The following is a 23,521-nucleotide window of genomic DNA, read 5'->3' as shown; positions in this document are numbered from 1 at the left end:
CGTCCTCCGCAGGAGGGGCCCGCCGTACGCCGATCGGCGGCCCGCGCATACTGGGGACGCACACCGCCTTCACAAGCCGAGGACCCCCATGAAGCTCAGCCGTCGCACCTCCTGGTTCCTGACCGCCTTCGGGGTCTGGTCGATCATCATCTGGACGACCTTCGTGAAGAACCTCTGGAAGGACTCCGGCGGCCAGGCGTTCACCAACGGCGACCACTCCCAGCCCACCGCCTTCTTCTGGGTCCACCTCCTCCTCGCCGTCACCTCCTTCGCCCTCGGCATCGCGGTCGGCGCCATCGGCCTGCGCGGCCTGCGCGCCACCCGCCGCACCCCGGCCACCGACTGACCCGGAGGACGGCAACGCGAAGGCCCCCGCCCGATCCGAGGATCGGGCGGGGGCCTCCGGTGTGGCGGGTGGGATCAGAAGCGGCGGGTCACCAGGGCCCGCTTCACTTCCTGGATCGCCTTGGTGACCTCGATGCCGCGCGGGCAGGCCTCCGAGCAGTTGAAGGTGGTGCGGCAGCGCCACACGCCCTCACGGTCGTTGAGGATCTCCAGGCGCTGCTCGGCACCCTCGTCGCGCGAGTCGAAGATGAAGCGGTGCGCGTTGACGATGGCGGCCGGGCCGAAGTACTGGCCGTCGTTCCAGAACACCGGGCAGGACGACGTGCACGCGGCGCACAGGATGCACTTGGTGGTGTCGTCGAAGCGCTCGCGGTCCTCGGCGGACTGCAGGCGCTCGCGGGTCGGCTCGTTCCCCTTGGTGATGAGGAACGGCATGACGTCCTTGTACGCCTGGAAGAACGGGTCCATGTCCACGACCAGGTCCTTGAGGACCGTGAGGCCCTTGATGGCCTCGATCGTGATCGGCTTCTCCGGGTTGACGTCCTTGATCAGGGTCTTGCACGCCAGCCGGTTGCGGCCGTTGATCCGCATGGCGTCGGAGCCGCAGATGCCGTGGGCGCAGGAACGGCGGTAGGTGAGGGTGCCGTCCTGCTCCCACTTGATCTTGTTGAGCGCGTCGAGGATGCGCTCCTTCGGGTCCATCGTCAGCTGGTAGTCGACCCACACCGGGTCCGGGTGCTCCTCCGGGTTGAACCGGCGGATCCGGACGGTGACGGTGATCGGCTGGACGGCACCGGCTTCGACCGCGTCCAGAGCGGCCGAGTGCTTCTCCACGGTCGGAGTGCTCATCAGTACTTACGCTCCATCGGCTGGTAGCGGGTCGTGACGACCGGCTTGTAGTCGAGGCGGATGGAGGTGCTGCCGTCGGCGGCGACCTCCTGGTACGCCATGGTGTGCTGCATGAACTTCACGTCGTCACGGGTCGGGAAGTCCTCGCGGTAGTGGCCGCCGCGGGACTCCTCGCGGGCCAGCGCGGAGACGGCCAGCACCTCGGCCAGGTCGAGCAGGTTGCCCAGCTCGACGGCCTCCAGGAGGTCCGTGTTGTAGCGGAAGCCCTTGTCCTGGATGGAGACGTTCTTGTAGCGCTCCTTCAGCGCGGCGATGTCCTCGACCGCCTGCTTCAGGGTGGCGCCGGTGCGGTACACCATGGCGTTGGTGTCCATGGTCTCCTGCAGCTCCTTGCGGATCTGCCCCACGGACTCGGTGCCGGTGCCCTCGCGCAGGCCGTCGACCAGGGCCTGGACCTTCTCGGCCGGGTTCTCGGGCAGCTCGACGAAGCCGTTCGCGTTGGCGTAGTCGGCGGCGGCGATGCCCGCGCGACGGCCGAACACGTTGATGTCCAGCAGCGAGTTGGTGCCCAGGCGGTTGGCGCCGTGCACGGACACGCAGGCGACCTCGCCGGCCGCGTACAGGCCCGGGACGATGTCGGTGTTGTTGCGCAGGACCTCACCCTCGACGTTGGTCGGGATGCCGCCCATGGCGTAGTGCGCGGTGGGCTGGATCGGGATCGGGTCCGTGTAGGGCTCGATGCCGAGGTAGGTGCGCGCGAACTCGGTGATGTCCGGCAGCTTGGCGTCCAGCTGCTCCGGCGGCAGGTGGGTCAGGTCCAGGTAGACGTGGTCGCCGTCCGGACCGCAGCCGCGGCCTTCGCGGATCTCGGTGTAGATCGCGCGGGAGCAGACGTCACGGGACGCGAGGTCCTTCATGACGGGGGCGTAGCGCTCCATGAAGCGCTCGCCGTCCTTGTTGCGCAGGATGCCGCCCTCGCCGCGGGCGCCCTCGGTGAGCAGGATGCCCATGCGCCAGATGCCCGTCGGGTGGAACTGGAAGAACTCCATGTCCTCCAGCGGCAGGCCGCGGCGGTAGACCAGGGCCTGGCCGTCACCGGTGAGGGTGTGGGCGTTGGAGGAGACCTTGAAGAACTTGCCGGTGCCGCCGGAGGCGAACACGACCGACTTGGCCTGGAAGACGTGGATCTCGCCGGTGGCCAGCTCGTACGCGACGACGCCGGCCGTCTTGCCCTCGTTGATCAGCAGGTCGAGGACGTAGTACTCGTTGAAGAACTCGACGCCGTGCTTGACGCAGTTCTGGAACAGCGTCTGGAGGATCATGTGGCCGGTGCGGTCGGCCGCGTAGCACGAGCGGCGGACCGGGGCCTCGCCGTGGTTGCGGGAGTGGCCGCCGAAGCGGCGCTGGTCGATCCGGCCCTGCTCGGTGCGGGAGAAGGGCAGACCCATCTTCTCCAGGTCGAGGACGGCGTCGATGGCCTCCTTGCACATGATCTCGGCGGCGTCCTGGTCGACCAGGTAGTCACCACCCTTGACCGTGTCGAAGGTGTGCCACTCCCAGTTGTCCTCCTCGACGTTGGCCAGGGCGGCGCACATGCCGCCCTGGGCCGCGCCGGTGTGGGACCGGGTCGGGTAGAGCTTGGTCAGGACGGCGGTGCGGCTGCGCTGCGTCGACTCGATGGCCGCGCGCATGCCGGCGCCGCCGGCGCCGACGATGACGGTGTCGTACTGGTGAATCTGCATGGGGGGTTAACTCGCCTCTGGCCTCTGCCGATGGTCGATGGTGCTCGCGGCTCAGATGTTGGGGTCGAAGGTGAAGATCACCAGGGTGCCGAGCAGCACGGTGAAGACCGTGGCGGTACCCATGAGCCCCTTGAGCCAGAGCCGGGTCGAGTCCTTCTCGGCATAGTCGTTGATGACCTGACGCATGCCGTTGGCGCCGTGCAGCATGGCGAGCCAGAGCATCAGGAGGTCCCAGCCCTGCCAGAACGGCGAGGCCCAGCGGCCGGCCACGAAGGCGAAGCCGATCTTGGAGACGCCGCCGTCGAGCACCAGCATGATCAGCAGGTGGCCGAGGATCAGCACGACCAGAACGACACCGGACAGGCGCATGAAGAGCCAGGCCAGCATCTCGAAGTTGGTGCGGGTGCGACGCGGGGTCTTCGTGGTCCGCTTGCGCGGAGGCTCGATGACGAACGCGTCGGCCGGGTTGCCGGTGCCCAGTCCCTTGCCGGTGTGCGCCTGCTTCGAGGGGACGACGATGGCGTCGGAGTATTCCGTGGACATGTCTCGGCTCACTTCCCGAACCAGGAGATCAGCGTGTGCTGGAGGATCCCGTAGAAGGAACCGGCCATCAGGACGACCCAGACGCCGACGACGCTCCAGAGCATCTGCTTCTGGTACTTCGGGCCCTTCGACCAGAAGTCCACTGCGACGACGCGCAGGCCGTTCAGGGCGTGGAACAGGATGGCGGCCACCAGGCCGTACTCCATCAGGTTCACGAGCGGAGTCTTGTACGTCTGGATGACGGTGTCGTAGGACTCCGGCGACACTCGCACGAGGGCGGTGTCGAGGACGTGGGCGAACAGGAAGAAGAAGATGAGGACGCCGGTGACTCGATGAGCCACCCAGCTCCACATGCCTTCCCGGCCGCGGTACAGCGTTCCAGCCGGCACGGAAAAACCCTCCGGAAGCGATTGGGGGCTCGGCCGGCTTCGGTGTCGGTCAGCCCGGCCGGGTACGGTCCACCGGCCGCCAGCATCCTATCGACGCCTTGTCGTGAACCGCCTCCGGGGGCCCCAGGTGTGATCAATCAGGCACTTCTGGCCTAGTGGGGCGGGAACCAAACCCGGAGTCATCACGATGGGTGACGGCATGCTCGCGCCCCGCGTCGGTGGGCGCGGGGCGCGGCGGTCGGATCCGGTGGCGGGGTCGGTTCACTCGTCCGGGCGGTTTCGTGATTGTTGTCACCCGGCAGGGTGAAGAGGGGGCGTGATGCGGGCTCAGCGCGCCGCGGTCTCCGGGTGGGTGGCGACCAGGTGCTCCAGTCGGGTGAGGGCGATCCGGCGGAGTTCGTCGGACGCGATCAGCCGCTCCTCGTCCGGGTCGTTGGCGAGGCGGGTGCGGATCGAGGAGAGCACGGTGTCGAGCATCTCCTCCGGGGCGACCCCTTCCAGGCAGACCACGAAGACGTGGCCGAACCGGGCCTCGTACGCGGCGTGCGCCGCCCGCAGCGCGGTGTGGGCGGCCTGGCTGCCGGGAGCCCGCATGCCGAGCAGGGGCTGCGGCATCCAGCTCTCGTCCGCCAGGGCCTCGGTGAGGTCGGCCGGTCGGAGGTCGTAGGAGGCCTCGCTGGCGGCGGCCAGCAGGGACTCGATGTCGGGGTAGGGCCGGTGCGCGGTCAGGCGCAGGGCCCAGCGGTGGCTGCCGCAGCAGGCCAGGAGGGCCTCCTCGGCGGCGCCGGCGTCGGCTTCGTTGAAGCGGTGCAGCCCGAGGAGGGTCGGCTCTGTTCTGACGTCGAGCCGCTGTGACGGGATGTCGCTGGCCAGCGGGTCCTCCTCGTGAGGGCGGGAAGGTGCCGGTGGAACGGGGTGGTGCGCAGGTGGGATGGGGGCTGCCGAGGGGCGCGCGAGCGCCGGTCGTTCAGCGCCTCAAAGGTAGTTGAGCGGTCATCAGTTGGGGAGGGCGCGCGCCGAATTCATCCGGACGAGCTATCAAGTTGTGACGTTGACACCTGCACGTCAGCGCCCTCCCCGCCCGTTCCCGGGCTCAGTCGCGGTGGACCTTGTGGTTGGCGGCCTGCGCCCTCGGGCGGACCACCAGCAGGTCGATGTTCACGTGCGAGGGCCGGGTGACCGCCCACGCCACGGTGTCCGCGATGTCCTCCGAGGTGAGCGGTTCGGCCACGCCCGCGTACACCGCGGCGGCCTTCTCCTCGTCGCCGCGGAAGCGGGTGACCGCGAAGCCCTCGGACTTCACCATGCCGGGGGCGATCTCGATCACCCGGATCGGCTCCCCGCACAGCTCCAGCCGCAGCGTGGCGGCGATGGTGTGCGCGGCGTGCTTGGCGGCGACGTACCCGCCGCCGCCCTCGTACGCGGCCAGCGCGGCGGTCGAGGAGAGCACCAGGACCGTGCCGTCGCCGGTCGCCCGCAGGGCCGGCAGCAGGGCCTGGGTCACCTGCAGCACGCCGAGCACGTTCACCTCGTACATGGCCCGCCAGTCGGCCGGGTCGCCGTGCTCGACGGTCTCGGCGCCGATCGCGCCGCCGGCGTTGTTCACCAGGACGTCCACCCGGCCGACGGCGGCCGCGAAGGCGTCCACCGCGGCCCGGTCGGTGACGTCCAGGGTGACGGCCCGGGCGGAGCCGCCCCGCTCGGCGATCTCCTTGGCCAGCGCCTCGACGCGCTCGGTGCGGCGGGCGGTCAGCACCACGTCGAAGCCCTCGGCGGCCAGCCGGCGGGCGGTCGCCGCGCCGATTCCGCTGCTGGCACCGGTGACCACGGCCACCTTCTGCTCGGTCATTGCCACTCCCTGGGGCTCATCGGTCGTTCACCCGATCATCTCAACCGCGCCGCCGCTCCGGCGGGCCGGTCGCCTCCCGCACGGCGGGGAGCCCGATAGTGCGAGGACCCCGTTCCCCCAGCCCCGGAGGGCCCCATGGCAGCCGAGCCGCGCCGCGCCGAGTCCGGCTTCGAGATCGAGCCGGTGTACGGCCCCGGGTCGCCGGCCGGCTGGGACGCCGACGCCCGGCTGGGCCGGCCGGGGGAGTACCCCTACACCCGGGGCGTCTACCCGACGATGTACACCGGCCGCCCGTGGACGATGCGCCAGTACGCGGGCTTCGGCACCGCCGCCGAGTCCAACGCCCGCTACCGGCAGCTGATCGCGGGCGGCGGCACCGGCCTCTCGGTCGCCTTCGACCTGCCCACCCAGATGGGCTACGACTCGGACGCGCCGCTCGCCGCCGGGGAGGTCGGCCGGGTGGGCGTCGCCGTGGACAGCGTCGAGGACATGGCGGTGCTGTTCGACGGCATCCCGCTCGGCGGGGTGTCCACCTCGATGACCGTCAACGCGCCCGCCGCGCTGCTCCTGCTCCTCTACCAACTGGTCGGCGAGGCCCAGGGGGTGGCGCCGTCGGCGCTCACCGGGACGGTCCAGAACGACGTGTTGAAGGAGTACATCGCCCGCGGCACCTACATCTTCCCGCCGGAGCCCTCGCTGCGGCTGGCCGCCGACGTGTTCCGCTACTGCCGGGCCGAGGTCCCGCGCTGGAACACCATCTCGATCTCCGGCTACCACATGGCCGAGGCCGGGGCCGATCCCGCGCAGGAGGTCGCCTTCACCCTGGCCAACGGCATCGCCTACGTCCGTACCGCACTCGCCGCCGGGATGGCCGTGGACGACTTCGCCCCCCGGCTCTCGTTCTTCTTCGTGGCCCGCACGACCCTGTTGGAGGAAGTGGCCAAGTTCCGCGCCGCACGCAGGATTTGGGCCAGAATCATGCGGGACGGATTCGGCGCCCGGGACCCGCGCTCGCAGATGCTGCGCTTCCACACCCAGACCGCGGGGGTGCAGCTCACCGCCCAGCAGCCCGAGGTCAACCTGGCCAGGGTCACCGTCCAGGCGCTCGCCGCGGTGCTCGGCGGCACCCAGTCGCTGCACACCAACGGCTTCGACGAGGCGATCGCGCTGCCCACCGAGAAGGCCGCCCGGCTCGCCCTGCGCACCCAGCAGGTGCTCGCGTACGAGACCGACGTGACGGCCACCGTCGACCCGTTCGCCGGCTCCTACGCCGTCGAGTCGCTCACCGACGGGGTGGAGGCCGCCGCGCGGGCGCTGATGGACCGGATCGAGGAGCAGGGCGGCGCGGTGGCCGCGATCGAACGCGGCTACCAGAAGGGCGAGATCGAGCGCACCGCCTACCGGCTCCAGCAGGAGACCGACTCCGGGGAGCGGACCGTGGTCGGGGTCAACCGCTTCCGGTCGGACACGGAGGAGCCGTACCAGCCGCTGCGGGTGGACCCGGCGATCGAGGAGCGGCAGGCGCGGCGGCTGGCCCGGCTGCGGGCCGAGCGCTCGGCCGGCGCCGTCACCCGGGCGCTGGACGGGCTGCGCCGCACCGCCGAGGGGACGGGGAACGTGCTGTACCCGATGAAGGAGGCGCTGGCCGCCCGGGCCACCGTCGGCGAGGTGTGCGACGCGCTGCGCGGGGTGTGGGGGACGTACGCCCCGGTGGAGCGCTTCTGACCACCAGCTGAACGGCCGTCAACCCGCCGGTGCCGTCAGGGGGGTTGGCGGCCGTGACCGCCGGCCCGGGGGATCGTTGCACAGGGCACGCAACCCGGGGAAGGCGGCTGAAACAAGATGTCATACCCACGTGTCCGGCCGGTATGCGCCCATCCGGGGACTAGTTTTCCGGAAGTCGGGCCAAATCCCCCCAACAGGCCTACGATTGGCGAGATGAACCGTCCTGAGCCCGCTCAGTCGGGCGCCACTCTGGCCGCCGTACGCCCCGCCGCCGATCTGCGCGACCGGGTCCGGGCGCTGGAGCCCGAGCTGATCGCCTTCCGTCGTGATCTGCACCGGCACCCGGAGCTGGGCCGCCAGGAGTTCCGAACCACCGGGCTGCTGCGCGACCGTCTGGTGGCCGCCGGCCTCGAACCCCGGGTGCTGCCCGGCGGCACCGGCATGCTCGTCGACATCGTCCCGCCCGGCACCACGCCGGGGACGGAGTTCCTGGCCTTCCGCGCCGACATCGACGCGCTGCCGATCGACGACGCCAAGACCGATGTGCCGTACCGCTCCACCGTCCCCGGCCGGGCCCACGCCTGCGGCCACGACGTGCACACCTCGGTGGTGCTCGGCACCGGCCTGGTGCTGGCGGAGGCCGTCCGCGCCGGCGAGCTGCGCCGGCCCGTCCGGCTGGTGTTCCAGCCCGCCGAGGAGGTCATGCCGGGCGGCGCGCTGGACGTGATCAAGGCCGGCGGGATGGCGGGCGTCGGGCGGATCTTCGCGGTGCACTGCGACCCCAAGGTGGAGGTCGGCCGGATCGCCCTGCGGGTCGGGGCGATCACCTCGGCCTGCGACCGCCTGGTGCTCCACCTGGACGGCCCCGGCGGGCACACCGCCCGTCCGCACCTGACCACCGATCTGGTCACCGCGGTCGCCAGGATGGCCGCCGACCTCCCGGGCGCGCTGGCCCGCCGGATGGACCCGCGCTGGGGCGTCAGCCTGGTCTGGGGGCGGATCGCCTCCGGCTCCGCGCCCAACGTCATCCCGCAGCACGCCGAACTGGAGGGCACCGTCCGCTGCCTGGAGCTGGACGGCTGGCGCGAGGCGCCGGACCTGCTGCACGAGCTGATCGCCAAGGTGTCCGAGACCTACCGGGCCAAGTGGACGCTGGACTACCACCGCGGGGTGCCGCCGGTGGTCAACGAGGCGGTCTCGGTCGCGCGGTTGGACGAGGCGATGAACGCCCGCTTCGGCGCGGACGGGGCCCAGGTGGTCGAGGGAACCGAGCAGAGCCTGGGCGGCGAGGACTTCTCCTGGTACCTGGAGCACGCCCCGGGCGCGCTGGCCCGGCTCGGTGTCCGGGCGCCCGGCGACGCCACCGTCCGGGACCTCCACCAGGGCCGGTTCGACGTGGACGAGCGGGCGATCGGCATCGGGGTGGAGCTGTTCTCGGCGCTGGCCCTGGAGGCGGACGGCAGCTGACGGCGGGCCGGGCGCGGCGGAGCGGGGTGACGGCTCCGGGGGCGGCGCGGGTGAAGCGGAACGGTCGGATCCGGGGGGTCCGGAACGGTTCCGTAAACTGGGCCGCACCGACCTCGGATCACCGTCCGCGCATGGGATAGAGCCTCAGGAAGAACATCAGACCACGGTTTGATAACAACCCGAACGCTCTGGCACCCCGTAACACAACCGTGTTCTACGCGCGTTACGGTGGCGACCGACCACGCCAAACGGTTGCGTGTAGAAGGAGATATCCCCTTGCGCCGTTCAATGAAGCTCGCCGCGGTTGTGCTCTCGGGTTCCCTGGGCATGGCCTCGCTCGCCGCTTGCGGCGCAAAGAGCACCGACAACTCCTCCTCCGCCGGCTCGGGCGACGGTTCGCTCAAGGTCGGCATGGCCTACGACATCGGCGGCCGCGGCGACCAGTCGTTCAACGACTCCGCCGCCCGTGGCCTCGACAAGGCCAAGTCCGAGCTGGGCGTCTCCGTGACCGAGGCCGAGGCCAAGCAGGGCGAGGCCGAGGCCGACAAGGAGACCCGTCTCAAGAACCTGATCGACGCGGGCTACAAGACGATCGTCGCGGTCGGCTTCGTCTACCAGCCGGCCGTCAACAAGGTCGCCAAGGACAACCCGAACGTGAAGTTCGCGATCATCGACTCGAACGACAAGGACCAGCCGGCCAACGTCACCTCGCTGCTCTTCGCCGAGCAGGAGGGTTCGTACCTGGCCGGTGTCGCCGCCGCGAACAAGTCGAAGGCCAAGCACGTCGGCTTCATCGGCGGTGTGCAGTCCGAGCTGATCAAGAAGTTCGAGGCCGGCTACAAGGCGGGTGTGAAGTCCGTCGACCCGAACATCACGGTCGAGACCACCTACCTGAGCACCCCGCCGGACTTCACCGGCTTCGCCTCGCCCGACAAGGGCAAGGAGTCCGCCCAGGGCCAGCTCGACAAGGGCGCGGACGTCATCTACACCGCCGCCGGCTCCTCCGGCAACGGCGCCATCGAGGCCGTCGCCAACAAGCAGGGCGCCTGGGCCATCGGTGTCGACTCCGACCAGGCCAGCCAGCCGGCCCTGGCGAAGTACAAGAACAGCATCCTGACCTCGATGGTCAAGAACGTCGACACCGCGGTGTTCTCGTACGTCCAGTCGGTCAAGCAGGGCCAGACCCCGACCGGCATCAAGCTGTTCGACCTGAAGGCCGACGGCGTCTCGCTCGCCACCACCGGCGGCAAGATCGACGACATCCAGGACAAGCTGAAGGCCGCCGCCGACGCGATCAAGTCCGGCGCCACCACGATCCCGACCGCGCCGGCCGGCCAGTAAGGCCCGCGCGTCCCGGACGCCGCAGCGCCTGCCGCCTGCCCGGCAGCGCGACGCAACACGACACAGTTCACGGGAGGGGCCCGGCAGGGTGCGCTCAACGCGTACCCCCGGGCCCTGTTCCGTCTCCCCATGTTCCCCCTTGGCCCTCCCAGCGCAACGACGCGCCTCCAGACCACCAGGAGATCGCCATCACCGCATCCGACCCCGTCCCCCCGCGCGAGGACGGCACCCCCAGCGCGGGGACGGCGACACCGGCCGTCGAGCTGCGCGGCATCACCAAGCGCTTCCCGGGTGTCGTGGCCAACCACGACATCAACCTCACCGTCCGCACCGGCACCGTGCACGCCCTGATGGGTGAGAACGGCGCCGGCAAGTCGACGCTGATGAAGATCCTCTACGGCATGCAGAAGCCGGACGAGGGCACCATCGCGATCAACGGCGAGCTGTGCGAGTTCCACACCCCCGGCGACGCCATCTCCCGCGGCATCGGCATGGTGCACCAGCACTTCATGCTCGCCGACAACCTCACGGTGTGGGAGAACGTCGTCCTCGGCGGCGAGAAGCTCCACGGCATCGGCGCCAAGGCGAAGGCGAAGATCAAGGAGATCTCCGACCAGTACGGCCTGGGCGTGCGCCCGGACGCCCTGGTCGAGGACCTCGGCGTCGCCGACCGCCAGCGCGTCGAGATCCTCAAGGTGCTGTACCGCGGCGCCAAGATCCTGATCCTGGACGAGCCCACGGCCGTGCTCGTCCCGCAGGAGGTCGACGCGCTGTTCGACAACCTGCGGGACCTCAAGTCCGAGGGCGTCACCGTCATCTTCATCTCGCACAAGCTGCACGAGGTGCTCGCGGTGGCCGACGCGATCAGCGTCATCCGGCGCGGCACCACGGTCGGCGACGCCGACCCGAAGGCCGTCACCGCCCGCCAGCTCGCCGAGCTGATGGTCGGCGCCGAGCTGCCCTCCCCGGAGAGCCGCGAGTCGACCGTCACCGACACCGTGATGCTCGACGTCGAGGGCCTGCGGATCGCCAAGACCGACGCCGAGGGCATCGAGCGCGTCGTCCTGGACGACATCTCGCTGCGCATCCGCAAGGGCGAGATCCTCGGCATCGCCGGTGTCGAGGGCAACGGCCAGGCCGAGCTGGTCGAGGCCGTCATGGGCATGCTGCCGCTGAACGCCGGCACCGTCACCCTGGACGGCAAGGACCTCTCCGGCACCCTGACCCGGGCCCGCCGCGAGGCCGGCATCGGCTACATCCCCGAGGACCGCCACAAGCACGGCCTGCTGCTGGAGGCCCCGCTCTGGGAGAACCGCATCCTCGGCCACGTCACCGAGGCGCCCAACTCCAAGGGCCTGCTGCTGGACCCGGCCGCCGCCCGGACGGACACCTGGCGGATCGTCGAGGAGTACGACGTCCGCACCCCCGGCATCGAGGTCACCGCGGCCTCGCTCTCCGGCGGCAACCAGCAGAAGCTGATCATCGGCCGCGAGATGAGCCACCAGCCCAAGCTCCTGATCGCCGCCCACCCCACCCGTGGCGTGGACGTCGGCGCGCAGGCGCAGATCTGGGAGCACATCCGGGTCGCCCAGCGGGCCGGCCTGGCCGTCCTGCTGATCTCCGCGGACCTGGACGAGCTGATCGGCCTGTCCGACACCATCCGGGTCATCTACCGCGGCCGCCTGGTCGCCGACGCCGACCCGGCCACCGTCACCGCCGAGGACCTCGGTACCGCGATGACCGGTGCCGCCAGCGGCCACCTGGAGTCCGAGCCGGAGGCCGTCGCCGAGGCGCAGGCCGTCGCGGCCGAGGGCACCGGGGCCGAGGCCGGGCACCAGCCCACCGACACCGCCGACGACCCGCAGGCGGGGGAGTAACCCATGACCAGTCCCAATCCCGCAGCCGCGAAGCCCGGCCTGGCCCAGCGGTTCAGCGGTGAGCGGATCGTGCTCGCGCTGGCGGCGCCGGTGCTCGCGGTCCTGCTCTCCGTGGCGATCTGTTCCGTCCTGCTGGCGACCTCGGGCAAGAACCCGTTCGACGCCTGGAACGTGATGCTCACGTACGCCAGCAAGTCGGACGGCCAGGTGGGCATCCTCAACCGGTCCACCACCTACTACCTGGCCGCCGCGGCCGCCGCGTTCGGGTTCCGGATGAACCTGTTCAACATCGGCGTCGAGGGCCAGTACAAGGTCGCGGCGCTGTTCGCGGCCTTCGTCGGCGCCAAGGTGGACCTGCCGGCCTTCATCCAGATCCCGCTGCTGCTGGTCACCGCCATGCTGGTCGGCGGCCTGTACGCGAGCGTCGCCGGTCTGCTGAAGGTCTACCGCGGCGTCAGCGAGGTCATCTCGACCATCATGCTGAACTCGATCGCGACCGCGATCATCGGTCTGCTGCTCGTCCCCGGCATCTTCGCGCCGAAGACCAGCGGCACCACCAACTCGATCCAGACCGAGCCGATCTCGCAGTCCAGCCACTTCTTCGCGATGGAGACGGCCGGCGGGACGCTCTGGGGCTTCATCTTCGTCGCCGCCCTGGTCGGCGTGGTCTTCCAGTTCGTGCTGACCCGCACCCGCTTCGGCTTCGACCTGCGCGCCACCGGCCGCTCGGAGTCCGCCGCGACCGCCTCCGGCGTGAACGTCAAGCGCATGGTGGTCATCTCGATGGTCGTCTCCGGCGCCATCGCCGGTCTGATCGGCCTGCCGGAGCTCCTGCAGAACTCGCACTACTTCGGCCAGAGCTTCCAGCCCGGCCTGGGCTTCCTGGGCATCTCGATCGCCCTGCTCGGCCGGAACAGCCCGATCGGCATCGCCTTCGCGGCGCTGCTGTTCGCCTTCCTGGACGTCACCGGCTCGGTGCTGCCGCTCCAGGGCGGCTTCCCCTTCGAGATCGTCGACGTCATGAAGGGCACCATCGTCATCTGCGTCGTCGTCGCGTACGAGCTGGTGCGCCGCTACGGCCTGAAGCGCCAGCAGCAGAAGGTCGGCGCCCAGCTCGCCGCCCAGGCCGCCGCGACCAGCAACAAGGAGGTTGCGGCATGAGCCAGAACTTCACGGTCGATTACTGGAAGCGGATCGTTTTTCCGCTCGGAGAGCCGTCGGGCGGACCCGCGAAGAAGCGCAAGCTGTCCTGGCCGGTCGTCCTGCTGCTGATCGCGGGCGCCCTGGTGCTGTTCTCCGCCGTGGGCATGGCCACCGGCAACCACTCGCTGACCTCCTCCGGGCAGATCACCGCCGCGCTCGGCGCGGCCGTGCCGATCGGCATGGCCGGTCTGGGCGGTCTCTGGTCCGAGCGGGCCGGCGTGGTCAACATCGGTCTCGAAGGCATGATGGTCGCCGGCACCTTCTGCGGTGCCTGGGCGGGCTACCTGGTCAACCCGTGGGTCGGCCTGCTGGCCGGCATGCTGGGCGGGGCGCTCGGCGGCCTGCTGCACGCGGTCGTCACCGTCACCTTCGGCGTTGACCACATCGTCTCCGGCGTCGGCATCAACCTGCTGATCCCCGGCATCTGCGCGTACGTCAACCGGATCTACTACAAGGACTACGTCTCGGCCGGTGCCGGCCAGAACCAGTCCCCGCCGGCGGACCCGCTGCCGTACATCACCGTCCCGGGCCTGTCCTCCGGGCTGAAGAGCATCGAGAACCACCACTGGTTCCTGGTCTCGGACGTCGCGGGCGTGCTCGGCGGCCTGGTCACCAACATCTCGGTGGTCGTGCTGGTGGCCGGCGCGCTGATCGTGGTCAGCTACTTCGCGCTCTGGCGCACGGTGTTCGGCCTGCGGCTGCGCTCCTGCGGCGAGAACCCGACCGCCGCCGAGTCGCTGGGCGTCAACGTCTACAAGTACAAGTACCTCGCGGTCATCGCCTCCGGTGCCTTCGCGGGCCTCGGCGGGGCGTACCTCTCGCTGGTCGCGGCGCACTTCTACAAGGACGGCCAGACCCTCGGCCGCGGCTTCATCGGCCTCGCCGCGATGATCTTCGGCAACTGGATGCCGGGCGGCCTCGCCATGGGCGCCGGCCTGTTCGGCTTCACCGACAGCCTCCAGCTGCGCGACCCGGAGTCGGTGCACGTGATGATCCTGATCGTGGGCATCGCGATGGTGCTGCTCGCGCTCTGGCACCTGTACCGCCGCAAGTACACCGCGACGGTGGCCTCCTTCGTGGTGGCGGCCGGCCTGATCGCCTGGTACTCGTTCACCGACGAGGTGCAGCGCCCGCTGATCGTCGCCACGCCGTACCTGATCACCCTGGTGGTGCTCTCGCTGGCCGCGCAACGGCTGCGGATGCCGAAGGCGGACGGCCAGATCTACCGCAAGGGCCAGGGCAAGTGACCGCCGACGGGCCCGCGGCGCCGCCCGCGATCGACTGGGAGCTGCTGCGTTCGGCGGCGCGCGAGGCCATGGGCCGCGCGTACGCGCCGTACAGCAGGTTCCCGGTCGGCGCGGCCGCGCTGGTGGACGACGGCCGGGTGGTCACGGGCTGCAACGTCGAGAACGCCTCGTACGGGCTGGGGCTGTGCGCCGAGTGCGGGCTGGTGTCCGCGCTGCACTCCTCCGGCGGCGGCCGGCTGGTCGCCTTCACCTGCGTGGACGGCGCCGGCGAACTGCTGATGCCGTGCGGGCGCTGCCGCCAGCTGCTGTACGAGCACGGCGGGCCGGGGCTGCTGATCGAACTGGCCTCGGGCATCAAGCCGATGAGCGAGGTCCTGCCCGACGCGTTCGGGCCGGAACGGCTCTAGCCTCCCTTTCTGTTACGCGCGTAGAGTGTCGCGAGTGGGCCGGAACCCGGTCATCTCGCGACACTCTTCGCTTTTGAAACCCCTCTTGGAGCACGCATGGACGCCATCTCCGTCATCAGGACCAAGCGCGATCGCGGAGAACTGAGCGACGCTCAGATCGACTGGGTCATCGACGCCTACACCCGCGGCGAGGTCGCCGACGAGCAGATGTCCGCACTGGCGATGGCGATCCTGCTGAACGGCATGAAGCCGCACGAGATCAGCCGCTGGACCGACGCCATGATCCGCTCCGGCGTCCGGATGGACTTCTCCTCGCTGCCGCTGCCCACCAGCGACAAGCACTCCACCGGCGGCGTCGGCGACAAGATCACCCTGCCGCTCGCCCCGCTGGTCGCCGCCTGCGGCGCCGCCGTCCCGCAGCTCTCCGGCCGCGGCCTCGGCCACACCGGCGGCACCCTGGACAAGCTGGAGTCCATCCCCGGCTGGCGCGCCCTGCTCTCCAACGAGGAGATGATGGACGTGCTGGGCTCCGTCGGCGCGGTGATCTGCGCGGCCGGCGACGGCCTCGCGCCCGCCGACAAGAAGCTGTACGCGCTGCGCGACGTCACCGGCACCGTCGAGGCCATCCCGCTGATCGCCTCCTCGATCATGTCGAAGAAGATCGCCGAGGGCACCGGCGCGCTCGTCCTGGACGTCAAGGTCGGCTCCGGGGCGTTCATGAAGAACCTGGACGACGCCCGCGAACTCGCCCGCACCATGGTCGGCCTGGGCACCACCGCCGGGGTCAACACCGTCGCCCTGCTCACCGACATGTCCACCCCGCTCGGCCTCACCGCGGGCAACGCGCTGGAGGTCCGCGAGTCCGTCGAGGTGCTCGCCGGCGGCGGCCCGGCCGACGTCGTCGAGCTCACCCTCGCGCTCGCCCGCGAGATGCTCGCCGCGGCCGGCGTCCACGGCAAGGACCCGGCGGACGCGCTGCGCGACGGCACCGCGATGGACCACTGGCGCCGCATGATCGCCGCCCAGGGCGGCGACGTCGACGCCCCGCTCCCGGTCGCCCGCGAGCAGCACGTCATCCCGGCGCCCGCCTCCGGCGTGCTCACCACGCTGGACGCCTACGCGATCGGCGTCAGCGCCTGGCGCCTGGGCGCCGGCCGCGCCCGCAAGGAGGACCCGGTGCAGGCCGGCGCCGGCATCGAGATGCACGCCAAGCCCGGCGACACCGTGGTGGCCGGCCAGCCCCTGCTGACCCTGCACACCGACACCCCCGAGCGCTTCGACTACGCCGTCGAGGCCCTGGCCGGCGGCATCGAGGTCGCCCCGGCGGGCACCGCCTTCACCCCGAACCCGATCGTCCTCGACCGCATCGCGTAGTCATACGGCCACCGCGTGTGCGGCAGCGTGCTCTACGCTGCCGCACACGGGAGTCGACCGCTTCAAGAGGCGTATGCGGGGGACTGCCGAGGTCACCCGGGCGCTGTGGGCCCGGAAGGTCTGCGAGCCGGGTGACGAGGAGCCCGCACCCGCCACCCGGGTGCGGGCTCCTGTGCGTCAGGCGTACGTGAGCAGACTGCCGGTGTCGAGCGTCCAGGGGCCGACGGCGATCGTGTCGCCGAAGGCGAACTTCTCCCGGGACTCGTAGCCGGGTTCCGAGTGCACGACGCCCGTGCCCGTGCGGGGATCGACGAGCAGGTAGAACGGGATCCCCATGGCCGAGTAGTCGCGCACCTTGTCGTGGTAGTCGTTCTCCGGGTTGGACTTGGAGACGATCTCCACGACGAGCAGAACCTCGTGCGGGAGGACCGCCCGCTGCTCGCCCTCCAGGGTCGCCTCGGGGAACACCATCAGGTCCGGGTTGCGCAGTCGGCCGAGCCCCGCGTCCTGGAGGTCCGCGCCGTGGTAGGCGATGTGACCCGGGTGGGTCGTCGGCAACTGGGCGTTGAGCTGCCGGGAGAGGCGCAGCACGGCGAGCTCGTGGCGCTTCACGGGCGACATCATCATGACGATCTGGCCGTCGGCGATCTCGATCTTCCCTATCCCCGGCACCTTCGGCAGCTGATCCGCGATCTCGAGCAACCGGGCGTACACAGCAGGATCGATGCTCATATTCCGGAGTGTATCGGCGGCCGCCGTCAAGCGTCCGCGACCGTTCGCCGGGCGGTGGTGTGGGCCTGGCGGGTGGCGTAGAGGGTGACGGCGGCGGCGAGGGCCATGGCGGTGAGGCCGACGGTGGCGGCGCCGGGCCAGCCGGTGGCGTGGTAGGCGTCGGCGCCGAGGGTGCCGCCGAGGCTGTTGCCGAGGTAGTAGGCGATCAGGTAGAGGGCGGAGGCCTGGGCGCGGCCCTCGGTGGCGGTGCGGCCGACGGAGGAGGAGGCGGTGGCGTGGCCGGCGAAGAAGCCGGCGGTGATCAGGACCAGGCCGAGCAGGGCGCAGGTGAGGGATTCGGCGAGGGAGAGCAGCAGGCCGGCCGCGGTCACGCCGATGGAGACGTAGAGGGCGCCGCGCCGGCCGAGGCGGCCGGCGAGCCGGCCGGCCGCGGCGGAGGTGCCGGTGCCGACCAGGTAGACCACGAAGATCGAGGCGGCGATCGACTCCGGCAGGTGGAAGGGTGCGGCGATCAGCCGGTAGCCGACGGTGTTGTAGACCGCGCCGAACACCGCCATGAACAGCATGCCGAGCAGGTACAGCCGTAGCAGCAGCGGGTTGCGCAGGTGCCGTCCGACGGTGCGGGTGAGCGCGCGGGCGTCCACCGGGGCCGGGGTGAAGTGCCGGGCGGCGGGGATCAGCAGCCGGAAGGCGAGGGTGGCGAGCAGGGCGAGGACGGCGGAGGCGGCGAGGCCCCAGCGCCAGCCGAGTCCGGCGGCGGTCCAGCCGGAGAGCAGTCGGCCGCCCATGCCGCCGATGCTGTTGCCGGCCACGTACAGGCCCATCGCGGAGGGCAGGGCGCTGGGGTGGACCTCCTCGGCGAGGTAGGCCATGGCGGTGGCGGGGAGCCCGGCGAGGACGGCGCCCTGGAGGACGCGCAGGACGACGAGGGTGGTGAGGTCCGGCGCGAAGGGCAGGGCGAGGGCGAACGCGGAGGCGGCGAGGGTGGAGGCCGTCATCACCGCGGTGCGGCCGTACCGGTCGGAGAGCGCGCTGGCCGGGAGCAGCCCGAGGGCGAGGCCGAGGGTGGCGGCGGAGGCCGTCCAGCTGGCCTGGCCGGGGGTGAGGTCGAGGTCGGCCGAGAGGATCGGCAGCAGGCCCTGGGTGGAGTAGAGCAGGACGAAGGTCGCGACCCCGGCGGCGAACAGGGCGAGGTTGGCGCGGCGGAAGGCGCGCTGGCCGGGGCGGTGGCGGTCGTCGGCGGTGAGGGTGGCGGTGGCGGGGGCATCCGGGGTGGTCACGGATGCCCCGGTATCGGCGGGCTGCATGTCGTCGACCGTAGGCCTGTCGGCGTTGATGCGTCCAATGCATGAAGCATGGATGATTGATGCACTGGCGTATGAGTCGAGGTGGTGCGGGGATGTCCGGTCCGGAATCGGTGGACGGCGGGGAACAGCGGTACCGGGTGGCCGAGTTGGGGCCGGAGGAGCCGGCCGTGCTGCTGGCGCCCCGGCTGGCCCGGTTCGCGGCGGTGGCCCGGCTGGAGCACGTGACCCAGGCGGCCGCGCTGCTCGGGGTGCCGCAGCCGACGCTGTCGCGCGCGGTGGCCGGGCTGGAGGAGGAGCTGGGGGTGGACCTGCTGGCCCGCCAGGGCCGTACGGTCCGGCTGACCAGGGCGGGCCGGCTGCTGCTGGCCTCGGTGGAGCGGGCGCTGGCCGAGCTGGAGCGGGGTGCGGAGGCGGCCCGGGCGGAGGCGGACCCGGCGGTGGGCCTGGTGGCCTTCGGCTTCCTGCATACGATGGGCCCGGACGCGGTGCCGGCGCTGCTGCGCGGCTTCCGCGCGGAGCACCCGCGGGTGCGGTTCCAGCTGGTGCAGGACTACGGCGCGGCGATGCTGGAGCGGCTGCGGGCCGGGGAGTTGGACCTCTGCCTGGTCGCGCCGCTGCCGGAGGACCCGGCGTTCGCCGCCCGGCCGCTGGACGAGCAGCGGCTGCACCTGGTCGTCCCGGCGGACCACCGGCTGGCCGGGCGGCGGCGGATCCGGCTGGCGGAGGTGGCCGAGGAGCCGTTCGTCGGGCTGGAGCAGGGGTACGGGCTGCGCGCGATCACGGACGGCTTCTGCGCGGAGGCCGGGTTCGTCCCCCGGCTGGCGTTCGAGGGGGAGGAGGCGGAGACGCTGCGCGGGCTGGTGGCGGCCGGGCTGGGGGTGGCGCTGCTGCCGCCGGCCCTGGTGCCGCGGCCGGGGGTGGTGGAGCTGGAGGTGACGGCGCCGCGGACCCGGCGGGCGATCGGGTTGGCCTGGGCGGCGGGGCGGCCGTTGGCCCCGCCGGCGCGGGCGTTCCGGGACTTCGTGCTGTCCCGGCGCGGGCGGCTGCTGCAGCACGACTGAGAATGCCGTCGTGCGGCGCGACTGACGTCGTGGTGCGGTAGGGCCGGCGCCGTCGTGCGGCGCGACCGGGCCCGCCGCGGCGGCGGGTTGACGCTTTGGTGGATCGTATGGACCGGTCGGTGGAATTCCGGGTGGAGTTTGGACCATCCGGCGGTGTTCGCGGTGGTCGGTCTACGCGCGTAGGGGCTATATTTCCGCAATGGAACAGCAGATCCCCGTCACCACCGCGGGCACCGGCCCGCGCATCCCCACCCCCGACCAGATCCGCCGCGCGCCGAAGGTCCTCCTGCACGACCACCTGGACGGCGGGCTGCGCCCGGAGACCGTGGTCGAGCTGGCCGCCGCCTGCGGCTACCAGGGCCTGCCCACCACCGACCCCAAGGAGCTCGGCGAGTGGTTCCGCGAGGCCGCCGACTCCGGCTCGCTGGTCCGCTACCTGGAGACCTTCGCGCACACCTGCGCCGTGATGCAGACCCGTGAGGCGCTGATCAAGGTCGCCGCGGACTGCGCCGAGGACCTGGCCGCCGACGGCGTCGTGTACGCCGAGGTCCGCTACGCCCCCGAGCAGCACCTGGAGGCCGGACTGAGCCTGGACGAGGTCGTCGAGGCCGTCCAGGAGGGCTTCCGCCTCGGCGAGGCCAACGCCCGCGCGGCCGGCCACCGGATCCGCGTCGGCACCCTGATCACCGCGATGCGGCACGCCGCCCGCTCGCAGGAGATCGCCGAACTGGCCAACCGCCACCGGGACTCGGGCGTCGTCGGCTTCGACATCGCCGGTGCCGAGGCCGGCTACCCGCCCACCCGCCACCAGGCCGCCTTCGACTACCTCAAGGGCGAGAACAACCACTTCACCATCCACGCGGGCGAGGCCTTCGGCCTGCCGTCGATCTGGGAGGCCCTGCAGTGCTGCGGCGCCGACCGGCTCGGCCACGGCGTGCGGATCGTCGACGACATCACGGTGGGCGAGGACGGCACGGTCGAGCTCGGCCGGCTGGCCGCGTACGTGCGCGACAAGCGCATCCCGCTGGAGATGTGCCCGACCTCCAACATCCAGACCGGCGCCGCCGCCTCGTACGCCGAGCACCCGATCGGGCTGCTCAGCCGGCTGAAGTTCCGGGTCACCGTGAACACCGACAACCGGCTGATGAGCGGCACCAGCATGAGCCGGGAGTTCGGCCACGTGGTGGACGCCTTCGGCTACACCCTGGGCGACCTGGAGTGGTTCACGGTGAACGCGATGAAGTCCGCGTTCCTGCCCTTCGACGAGCGGCTGGCGATGATCAGCGACGTGATCAAGCCGGGCTACGCCGAGCTGAAGGCGGAGTGGCTGTTCAGCGCGGGCACCGGCGGCAACTGAGCCTCCGGGGCGCGGCGCCCCGGCGCGCGCCGGTCGGATGAACTCCAGGCTCCTGCAAGGGGGTTGGTGTTCATCCGACTACTCACTCGGGTGAGTGAACGCCCTTTGGCTCCCGCGTGACCTGCTCACTACGGTGTGCCAGTCATGCCGAAACGTCGCGGCGGCGGTCGCCCGTCCGCCGGTCCCGTGCGCGAAGTCGGCGACCGACGAGGACCCAAAGGGGACCAACCATGAAGCAGGCTCTCAAGGCCGCCGGTACCGCGGCGCTCGGCATCGCCATCGTGGCGGTCGGCGCCGGTGCCGCCTCCGCGGCCGACGGCCAGGCGGCCGGCGGCCTCGGGCTGCCCACCGGCGCGTTGACGAACCCGGCGGTGACCGGTGCGGTCACCGACACCGCCGCCAAGCTGCCCGCCGCCGGCAAGGTGACCGAGACGCTGGGCACCCTCGCCCCGAGCGTCGGCAAGGCCGTCCCCGCCGGGGACACCCCGCTGGCCGGCGTCACCGAGCAGCGCGCCGCCCAGCAGCGCGCCGCGCTCCCGACCATCCCCGGTCTGGACAAGACCCCGATCGGCGGGCTGACCAGCACCCTCCCGGCCATCCCCGGCCTGACCGGCTGAGCCACGGCCCACGGCACGGCGACGGGCCGCCCACCCCGGAGACCCCGGGGCGGGCGGCCCGTCGCCGTGCGGTGAGGCCCGGTCGCCCCCGGGCCGCTTGGTCGAGGGCGGGTCCCCGGGCCGCCGGGCTTACGGCTCCTGGGGGAGCAGCACCCAGAGGGCCAGGTAGAGCAGGAACTGGGGGCCGGGCAGCAGGCAGGAGAGCAGGAAGATCACGCGGACGGTCCACGGGGTCAGGCCGAAGCGTTCGGCGATCCCGGCGCAGACACCGGCGAGGACGCGGTTGCGGCGAGGACGGGCGAGGCGCGCACTCATGATTCTCTCCCTGTGGTGGCGGCCCGGTCCGGCAGGTCCGGCGGGCTGGTTCCATCCTCCGCCGCCGTCGGCCCCCGGGCCTCAGCCCGGCAGGTGATTCCCGGCCCCGAAGGGTCACCGGGGAGTCGTAGCCGGATGTCGGGGTTCCCTCGGGGTGGTCCCGGGGAACCGAGCGCGGTCCTCGGTCCGGACCGCCGGACGGGGCTCGGTAGGATGCTGCCGATCGCGGTCGGCCGGGGGGCGGACGAAAGCCCGACACTGTTGCGAAACGATCTCCCGTGCAAGCGATTTCACGTCCTGATGGGTTCTCTCCCGCATTCTCCCGTGAGGTTGGATTGCACATTCGGCAGCGCAGATTCCTGACCGCGACCACCGCCGTCACCCTGGCCTCCGGCCTGGCCGCCGTCGGGGTCGCGGCCGTCTTCGCCGCGCCGGAGGCCGTCGCGCTGTCCCCGGGCGCCCGGACCCGCCCCTCGCCGGTCACGATCGCCTTCGGCGGCCTTCCCGGCACCGTCACGGCGGGGGGCGCGCCGGTGGAGTTCACCGCGACGCTCCGGAACACCGCCGACCACCGGCTGGACGTGCCGTCCTCGGCCTTCGTCGTCGCGGACGCCGGCGCCGGCGCGGGGCAGGGCCACTTCCGGCTGGAGTACCGGGCGCCCGGCGGCACCCGGTGGCAGGACGCCAGGGCGAACCCCGCGGGCACGGGTGCCGTCTGGGCGCTCGACCAGCCCGCCGTGCTGTCGCTGCCGGCCGGCGCCGAGGCCGTCTACCGGCTGCGGTTCACCGTCACCGCCGACGCCCCGGTCGGCCGGGTGGCACCGGGCTTCGACTCCGTGGTCTCGGACCCGGCCCTGCCGCCGGAGCAGCGCACCACCGACGCGAGCAGCGGCCGCCCGGAGCTGGTCATCGTTCCGGCGGGGGCGCCGACCACCGCGCCGGCCACCGCACCGGCCACGGCGCCGCCCGCCCCGGCGGCCACCGCGGAGGTCGGGCTCCGCGGCGTGCCCGTCGTGTTCACGGTGGGCGGCGAGGCGAAGCCGTTCACGCTGGTCCTCACCAACCGGAGCGGCCGGGAGCTGCGGGCCGTGCCCGCGGTCGTGTTCCAAGGGGCGGCCGAACTTCCTTCGGACACGGTCGAGTTGGAGTTCCGTGGCGCCGACGGGCAGTGGCGGGGCGCCACCCCGGGCCGCGGCCCGGAGCACCCGAACCGGCTCGACTTCGCGCTGCGGACCGGGGACGGGGACGCCGACGTCATCACGCTGGCGAAGGGCGAGAGCCGCACCGTCGACCTCCGGCTGGCCTTCACCAAGGACGCGCCGATCCTGTTCGAGTCCCTGACGGCCGTGTCGCGCACCCTGCCGGAGCGGGGCGAGAGCGCGGCCGAGGCGATCGGCCCGGCGGCCGACTTCATCACCGTGGCCGCGACGGGCGCCACCGCCGCACCCGCTCCGACCTTCGTGGACTCCGCCCCGGACCCGGACGTGCCGGAGCGGGCCGCCGCCCCGGTCCTCCCGGTCGTGCGGGCCACCGGCACGTCGCCGAGCCCGGCGGGGGCCGGCTCGCCGATGGTCACCGCCGCCCCGGCCGGGGACGGCGGGCTGGCCTCCACCGGCGGCGGCAGGGCCACGGAGCCGATGGCGATCACCGGGGCGACCGCGATCGCCCTCGGCCTCGGCACCCTGGTGGTGGCGTGGCGCCGCAACCGCGTGCGGGGCGGCACCGGGAACTGAGCCGGACACGCCGGAAGGCCCGCCCGTCACCGCTGCGCAGC

General features: G+C 71.9%; 22 protein-coding genes. 13 read left to right on the top strand and 9 right to left on the bottom strand.

Annotation, left to right across the window (positions count from 1 at the left end; all coding sequences use genetic code 11):
* Positions 1 to 88: 88 nt before the first annotated feature.
* Positions 89 to 346, top strand: a complete 258-nt coding sequence (locus ACFCY1_RS37560; protein WP_049649180.1) for an SCO4848 family membrane protein — start codon at positions 89 to 91, stop codon at positions 344 to 346.
* A gap of 74 nt (positions 347 to 420) precedes the next feature.
* Here ACFCY1_RS37560 and ACFCY1_RS37555 read toward each other — a convergent pair whose 3' ends face one another.
* From ACFCY1_RS37555 to ACFCY1_RS37530, 6 genes are all read right to left on the bottom strand, one after another.
* Positions 421 to 1,194: a succinate dehydrogenase iron-sulfur subunit gene (locus tag ACFCY1_RS37555; protein WP_049649181.1), complete on the bottom strand. Its 774-nt coding sequence runs from the start codon at positions 1,192 to 1,194 to the stop codon at positions 421 to 423.
* Positions 1,194 to 2,936: a succinate dehydrogenase flavoprotein subunit gene (sdhA, locus tag ACFCY1_RS37550; RefSeq protein ID WP_049649182.1), complete on the bottom strand. Its 1,743-nt coding sequence runs from the start codon at positions 2,934 to 2,936 to the stop codon at positions 1,194 to 1,196. The genes ACFCY1_RS37555 and sdhA overlap by 1 nt, the downstream gene beginning before the upstream one ends.
* A gap of 51 nt (positions 2,937 to 2,987) precedes the next feature.
* Positions 2,988 to 3,479: a succinate dehydrogenase, hydrophobic membrane anchor protein gene (gene sdhD / locus ACFCY1_RS37545; RefSeq protein ID WP_049649183.1), complete on the bottom strand. Its 492-nt coding sequence runs from the start codon at positions 3,477 to 3,479 to the stop codon at positions 2,988 to 2,990.
* Positions 3,480 to 3,487: 8 nt separating this feature from the next.
* Positions 3,488 to 3,868: a succinate dehydrogenase, cytochrome b556 subunit gene (sdhC, locus tag ACFCY1_RS37540; protein WP_074003919.1), complete on the bottom strand. Its 381-nt coding sequence runs from the start codon at positions 3,866 to 3,868 to the stop codon at positions 3,488 to 3,490.
* A gap of 327 nt (positions 3,869 to 4,195) precedes the next feature.
* The gene (locus ACFCY1_RS37535) at positions 4,196 to 4,681 is read right to left on the bottom strand and encodes a 2-oxo-4-hydroxy-4-carboxy-5-ureidoimidazoline decarboxylase (protein ID WP_049649185.1); all 486 of its coding nucleotides are present in this window, start codon (positions 4,679 to 4,681) and stop codon (positions 4,196 to 4,198) included.
* A gap of 280 nt (positions 4,682 to 4,961) precedes the next feature.
* The gene (locus ACFCY1_RS37530; protein ID WP_074003918.1) at positions 4,962 to 5,717 is read right to left on the bottom strand and encodes an SDR family oxidoreductase; all 756 of its coding nucleotides are present in this window, start codon (positions 5,715 to 5,717) and stop codon (positions 4,962 to 4,964) included.
* Between the two features lie 135 nt (positions 5,718 to 5,852).
* On the opposite strand from ACFCY1_RS37530, the gene ACFCY1_RS37525 reads away from it, so the two are divergent.
* From ACFCY1_RS37525 to ACFCY1_RS37490, 8 genes are all read left to right on the top strand, one after another.
* Positions 5,853 to 7,442 carry a methylmalonyl-CoA mutase gene (locus tag ACFCY1_RS37525; RefSeq protein ID WP_375877439.1) on the top strand — a complete coding sequence of 530 codons (1,590 nt, stop codon included), beginning with the start codon at positions 5,853 to 5,855 and terminating at the stop codon, positions 7,440 to 7,442.
* 213 nt (positions 7,443 to 7,655) lie between these two features.
* Positions 7,656 to 8,909, top strand: a complete 1,254-nt coding sequence (locus ACFCY1_RS37520; protein WP_082345152.1) for an amidohydrolase — start codon at positions 7,656 to 7,658, stop codon at positions 8,907 to 8,909.
* Positions 8,910 to 9,185: 276 nt separating this feature from the next.
* On the top strand, positions 9,186 to 10,250 hold the full coding sequence (locus ACFCY1_RS37515) for a BMP family protein (protein WP_074003916.1): 1,065 nt from the start codon (positions 9,186 to 9,188) through the stop codon (positions 10,248 to 10,250).
* Positions 10,251 to 10,600: 350 nt separating this feature from the next.
* Positions 10,601 to 12,127 carry an ABC transporter ATP-binding protein gene (locus tag ACFCY1_RS37510; RefSeq protein ID WP_375877444.1) on the top strand — a complete coding sequence of 509 codons (1,527 nt, stop codon included), beginning with the start codon at positions 10,601 to 10,603 and terminating at the stop codon, positions 12,125 to 12,127.
* Positions 12,128 to 12,130: 3 nt separating this feature from the next.
* A complete protein-coding gene (locus tag ACFCY1_RS37505) occupies positions 12,131 to 13,288 on the top strand; it encodes an ABC transporter permease (RefSeq protein WP_375877438.1) in 1,158 nt (385 codons plus the stop codon).
* Positions 13,285 to 14,577 (top strand): ABC transporter permease, encoded by a 1,293-nt coding sequence (locus ACFCY1_RS37500; RefSeq protein WP_049649191.1) that lies wholly within the window; start codon positions 13,285 to 13,287, stop codon positions 14,575 to 14,577. The genes ACFCY1_RS37505 and ACFCY1_RS37500 overlap by 4 nt, the downstream gene beginning before the upstream one ends.
* On the top strand, positions 14,574 to 14,984 hold the full coding sequence (locus ACFCY1_RS37495; protein WP_049649192.1) for a cytidine deaminase: 411 nt from the start codon (positions 14,574 to 14,576) through the stop codon (positions 14,982 to 14,984). Before ACFCY1_RS37500 ends, ACFCY1_RS37495 begins: the two co-directional genes overlap by 4 nt.
* 96 nt (positions 14,985 to 15,080) lie before the next feature.
* On the top strand, positions 15,081 to 16,358 hold the full coding sequence (locus tag ACFCY1_RS37490; RefSeq protein ID WP_049649193.1) for a thymidine phosphorylase: 1,278 nt from the start codon (positions 15,081 to 15,083) through the stop codon (positions 16,356 to 16,358).
* A 177-nt stretch (positions 16,359 to 16,535) separates the two neighbouring features.
* Here the strand turns inward: ACFCY1_RS37490 and ACFCY1_RS37485 are convergent, their stop codons facing one another.
* Both ACFCY1_RS37485 and ACFCY1_RS37480 read right to left on the bottom strand, forming a co-directional pair.
* Positions 16,536 to 17,090 (bottom strand): Uma2 family endonuclease, encoded by a 555-nt coding sequence (locus ACFCY1_RS37485; RefSeq protein ID WP_063780018.1) that lies wholly within the window; start codon positions 17,088 to 17,090, stop codon positions 16,536 to 16,538.
* Between the two features lie 26 nt (positions 17,091 to 17,116).
* Positions 17,117 to 18,397 carry an MFS transporter gene (locus ACFCY1_RS37480; RefSeq protein ID WP_049649195.1) on the bottom strand — a complete coding sequence of 427 codons (1,281 nt, stop codon included), beginning with the start codon at positions 18,395 to 18,397 and terminating at the stop codon, positions 17,117 to 17,119.
* Positions 18,398 to 18,489: 92 nt separating this feature from the next.
* On the opposite strand from ACFCY1_RS37480, the gene ACFCY1_RS37475 reads away from it, so the two are divergent.
* The 3 genes from ACFCY1_RS37475 to ACFCY1_RS37465 all read left to right on the top strand — a co-directional run bounded on the left by ACFCY1_RS37475 (position 18,490) and on the right by ACFCY1_RS37465 (position 21,432).
* Positions 18,490 to 19,458 carry a LysR family transcriptional regulator gene (locus ACFCY1_RS37475; RefSeq protein ID WP_082345153.1) on the top strand — a complete coding sequence of 323 codons (969 nt, stop codon included), beginning with the start codon at positions 18,490 to 18,492 and terminating at the stop codon, positions 19,456 to 19,458.
* Between the two features lie 199 nt (positions 19,459 to 19,657).
* On the top strand, positions 19,658 to 20,815 hold the full coding sequence (locus ACFCY1_RS37470) for an adenosine deaminase (protein WP_049649196.1): 1,158 nt from the start codon (positions 19,658 to 19,660) through the stop codon (positions 20,813 to 20,815).
* A 230-nt stretch (positions 20,816 to 21,045) separates the two neighbouring features.
* Positions 21,046 to 21,432: a hypothetical protein gene (locus ACFCY1_RS37465; RefSeq protein WP_049649197.1), complete on the top strand. Its 387-nt coding sequence runs from the start codon at positions 21,046 to 21,048 to the stop codon at positions 21,430 to 21,432.
* A gap of 129 nt (positions 21,433 to 21,561) precedes the next feature.
* On the opposite strand, the gene ACFCY1_RS37460 is transcribed toward ACFCY1_RS37465, so the two are convergent.
* Complete coding sequence (locus tag ACFCY1_RS37460; protein WP_049649198.1) at positions 21,562 to 21,747, bottom strand: PspC domain-containing protein; 186 nt, start codon at positions 21,745 to 21,747, stop codon at positions 21,562 to 21,564.
* A 335-nt stretch (positions 21,748 to 22,082) separates the two neighbouring features.
* Between ACFCY1_RS37460 and ACFCY1_RS37455 the strand changes: the two genes are divergently transcribed.
* Positions 22,083 to 23,480 (top strand): hypothetical protein, encoded by a 1,398-nt coding sequence (locus tag ACFCY1_RS37455; RefSeq protein WP_375877437.1) that lies wholly within the window; start codon positions 22,083 to 22,085, stop codon positions 23,478 to 23,480.
* Positions 23,481 to 23,521: the final 41 nt, after the last annotated feature.

The sequence above is a fragment of the Kitasatospora sp. NPDC056273 genome, assembly GCF_042268845.1.
Taxonomy (GTDB): Bacteria; Actinomycetota; Actinomycetes; order Streptomycetales; family Streptomycetaceae; genus Kitasatospora.
The sequence above is the reverse complement of the archived record's forward strand: the minus strand, read 5'-3'. Positions and strand labels throughout refer to the sequence as shown.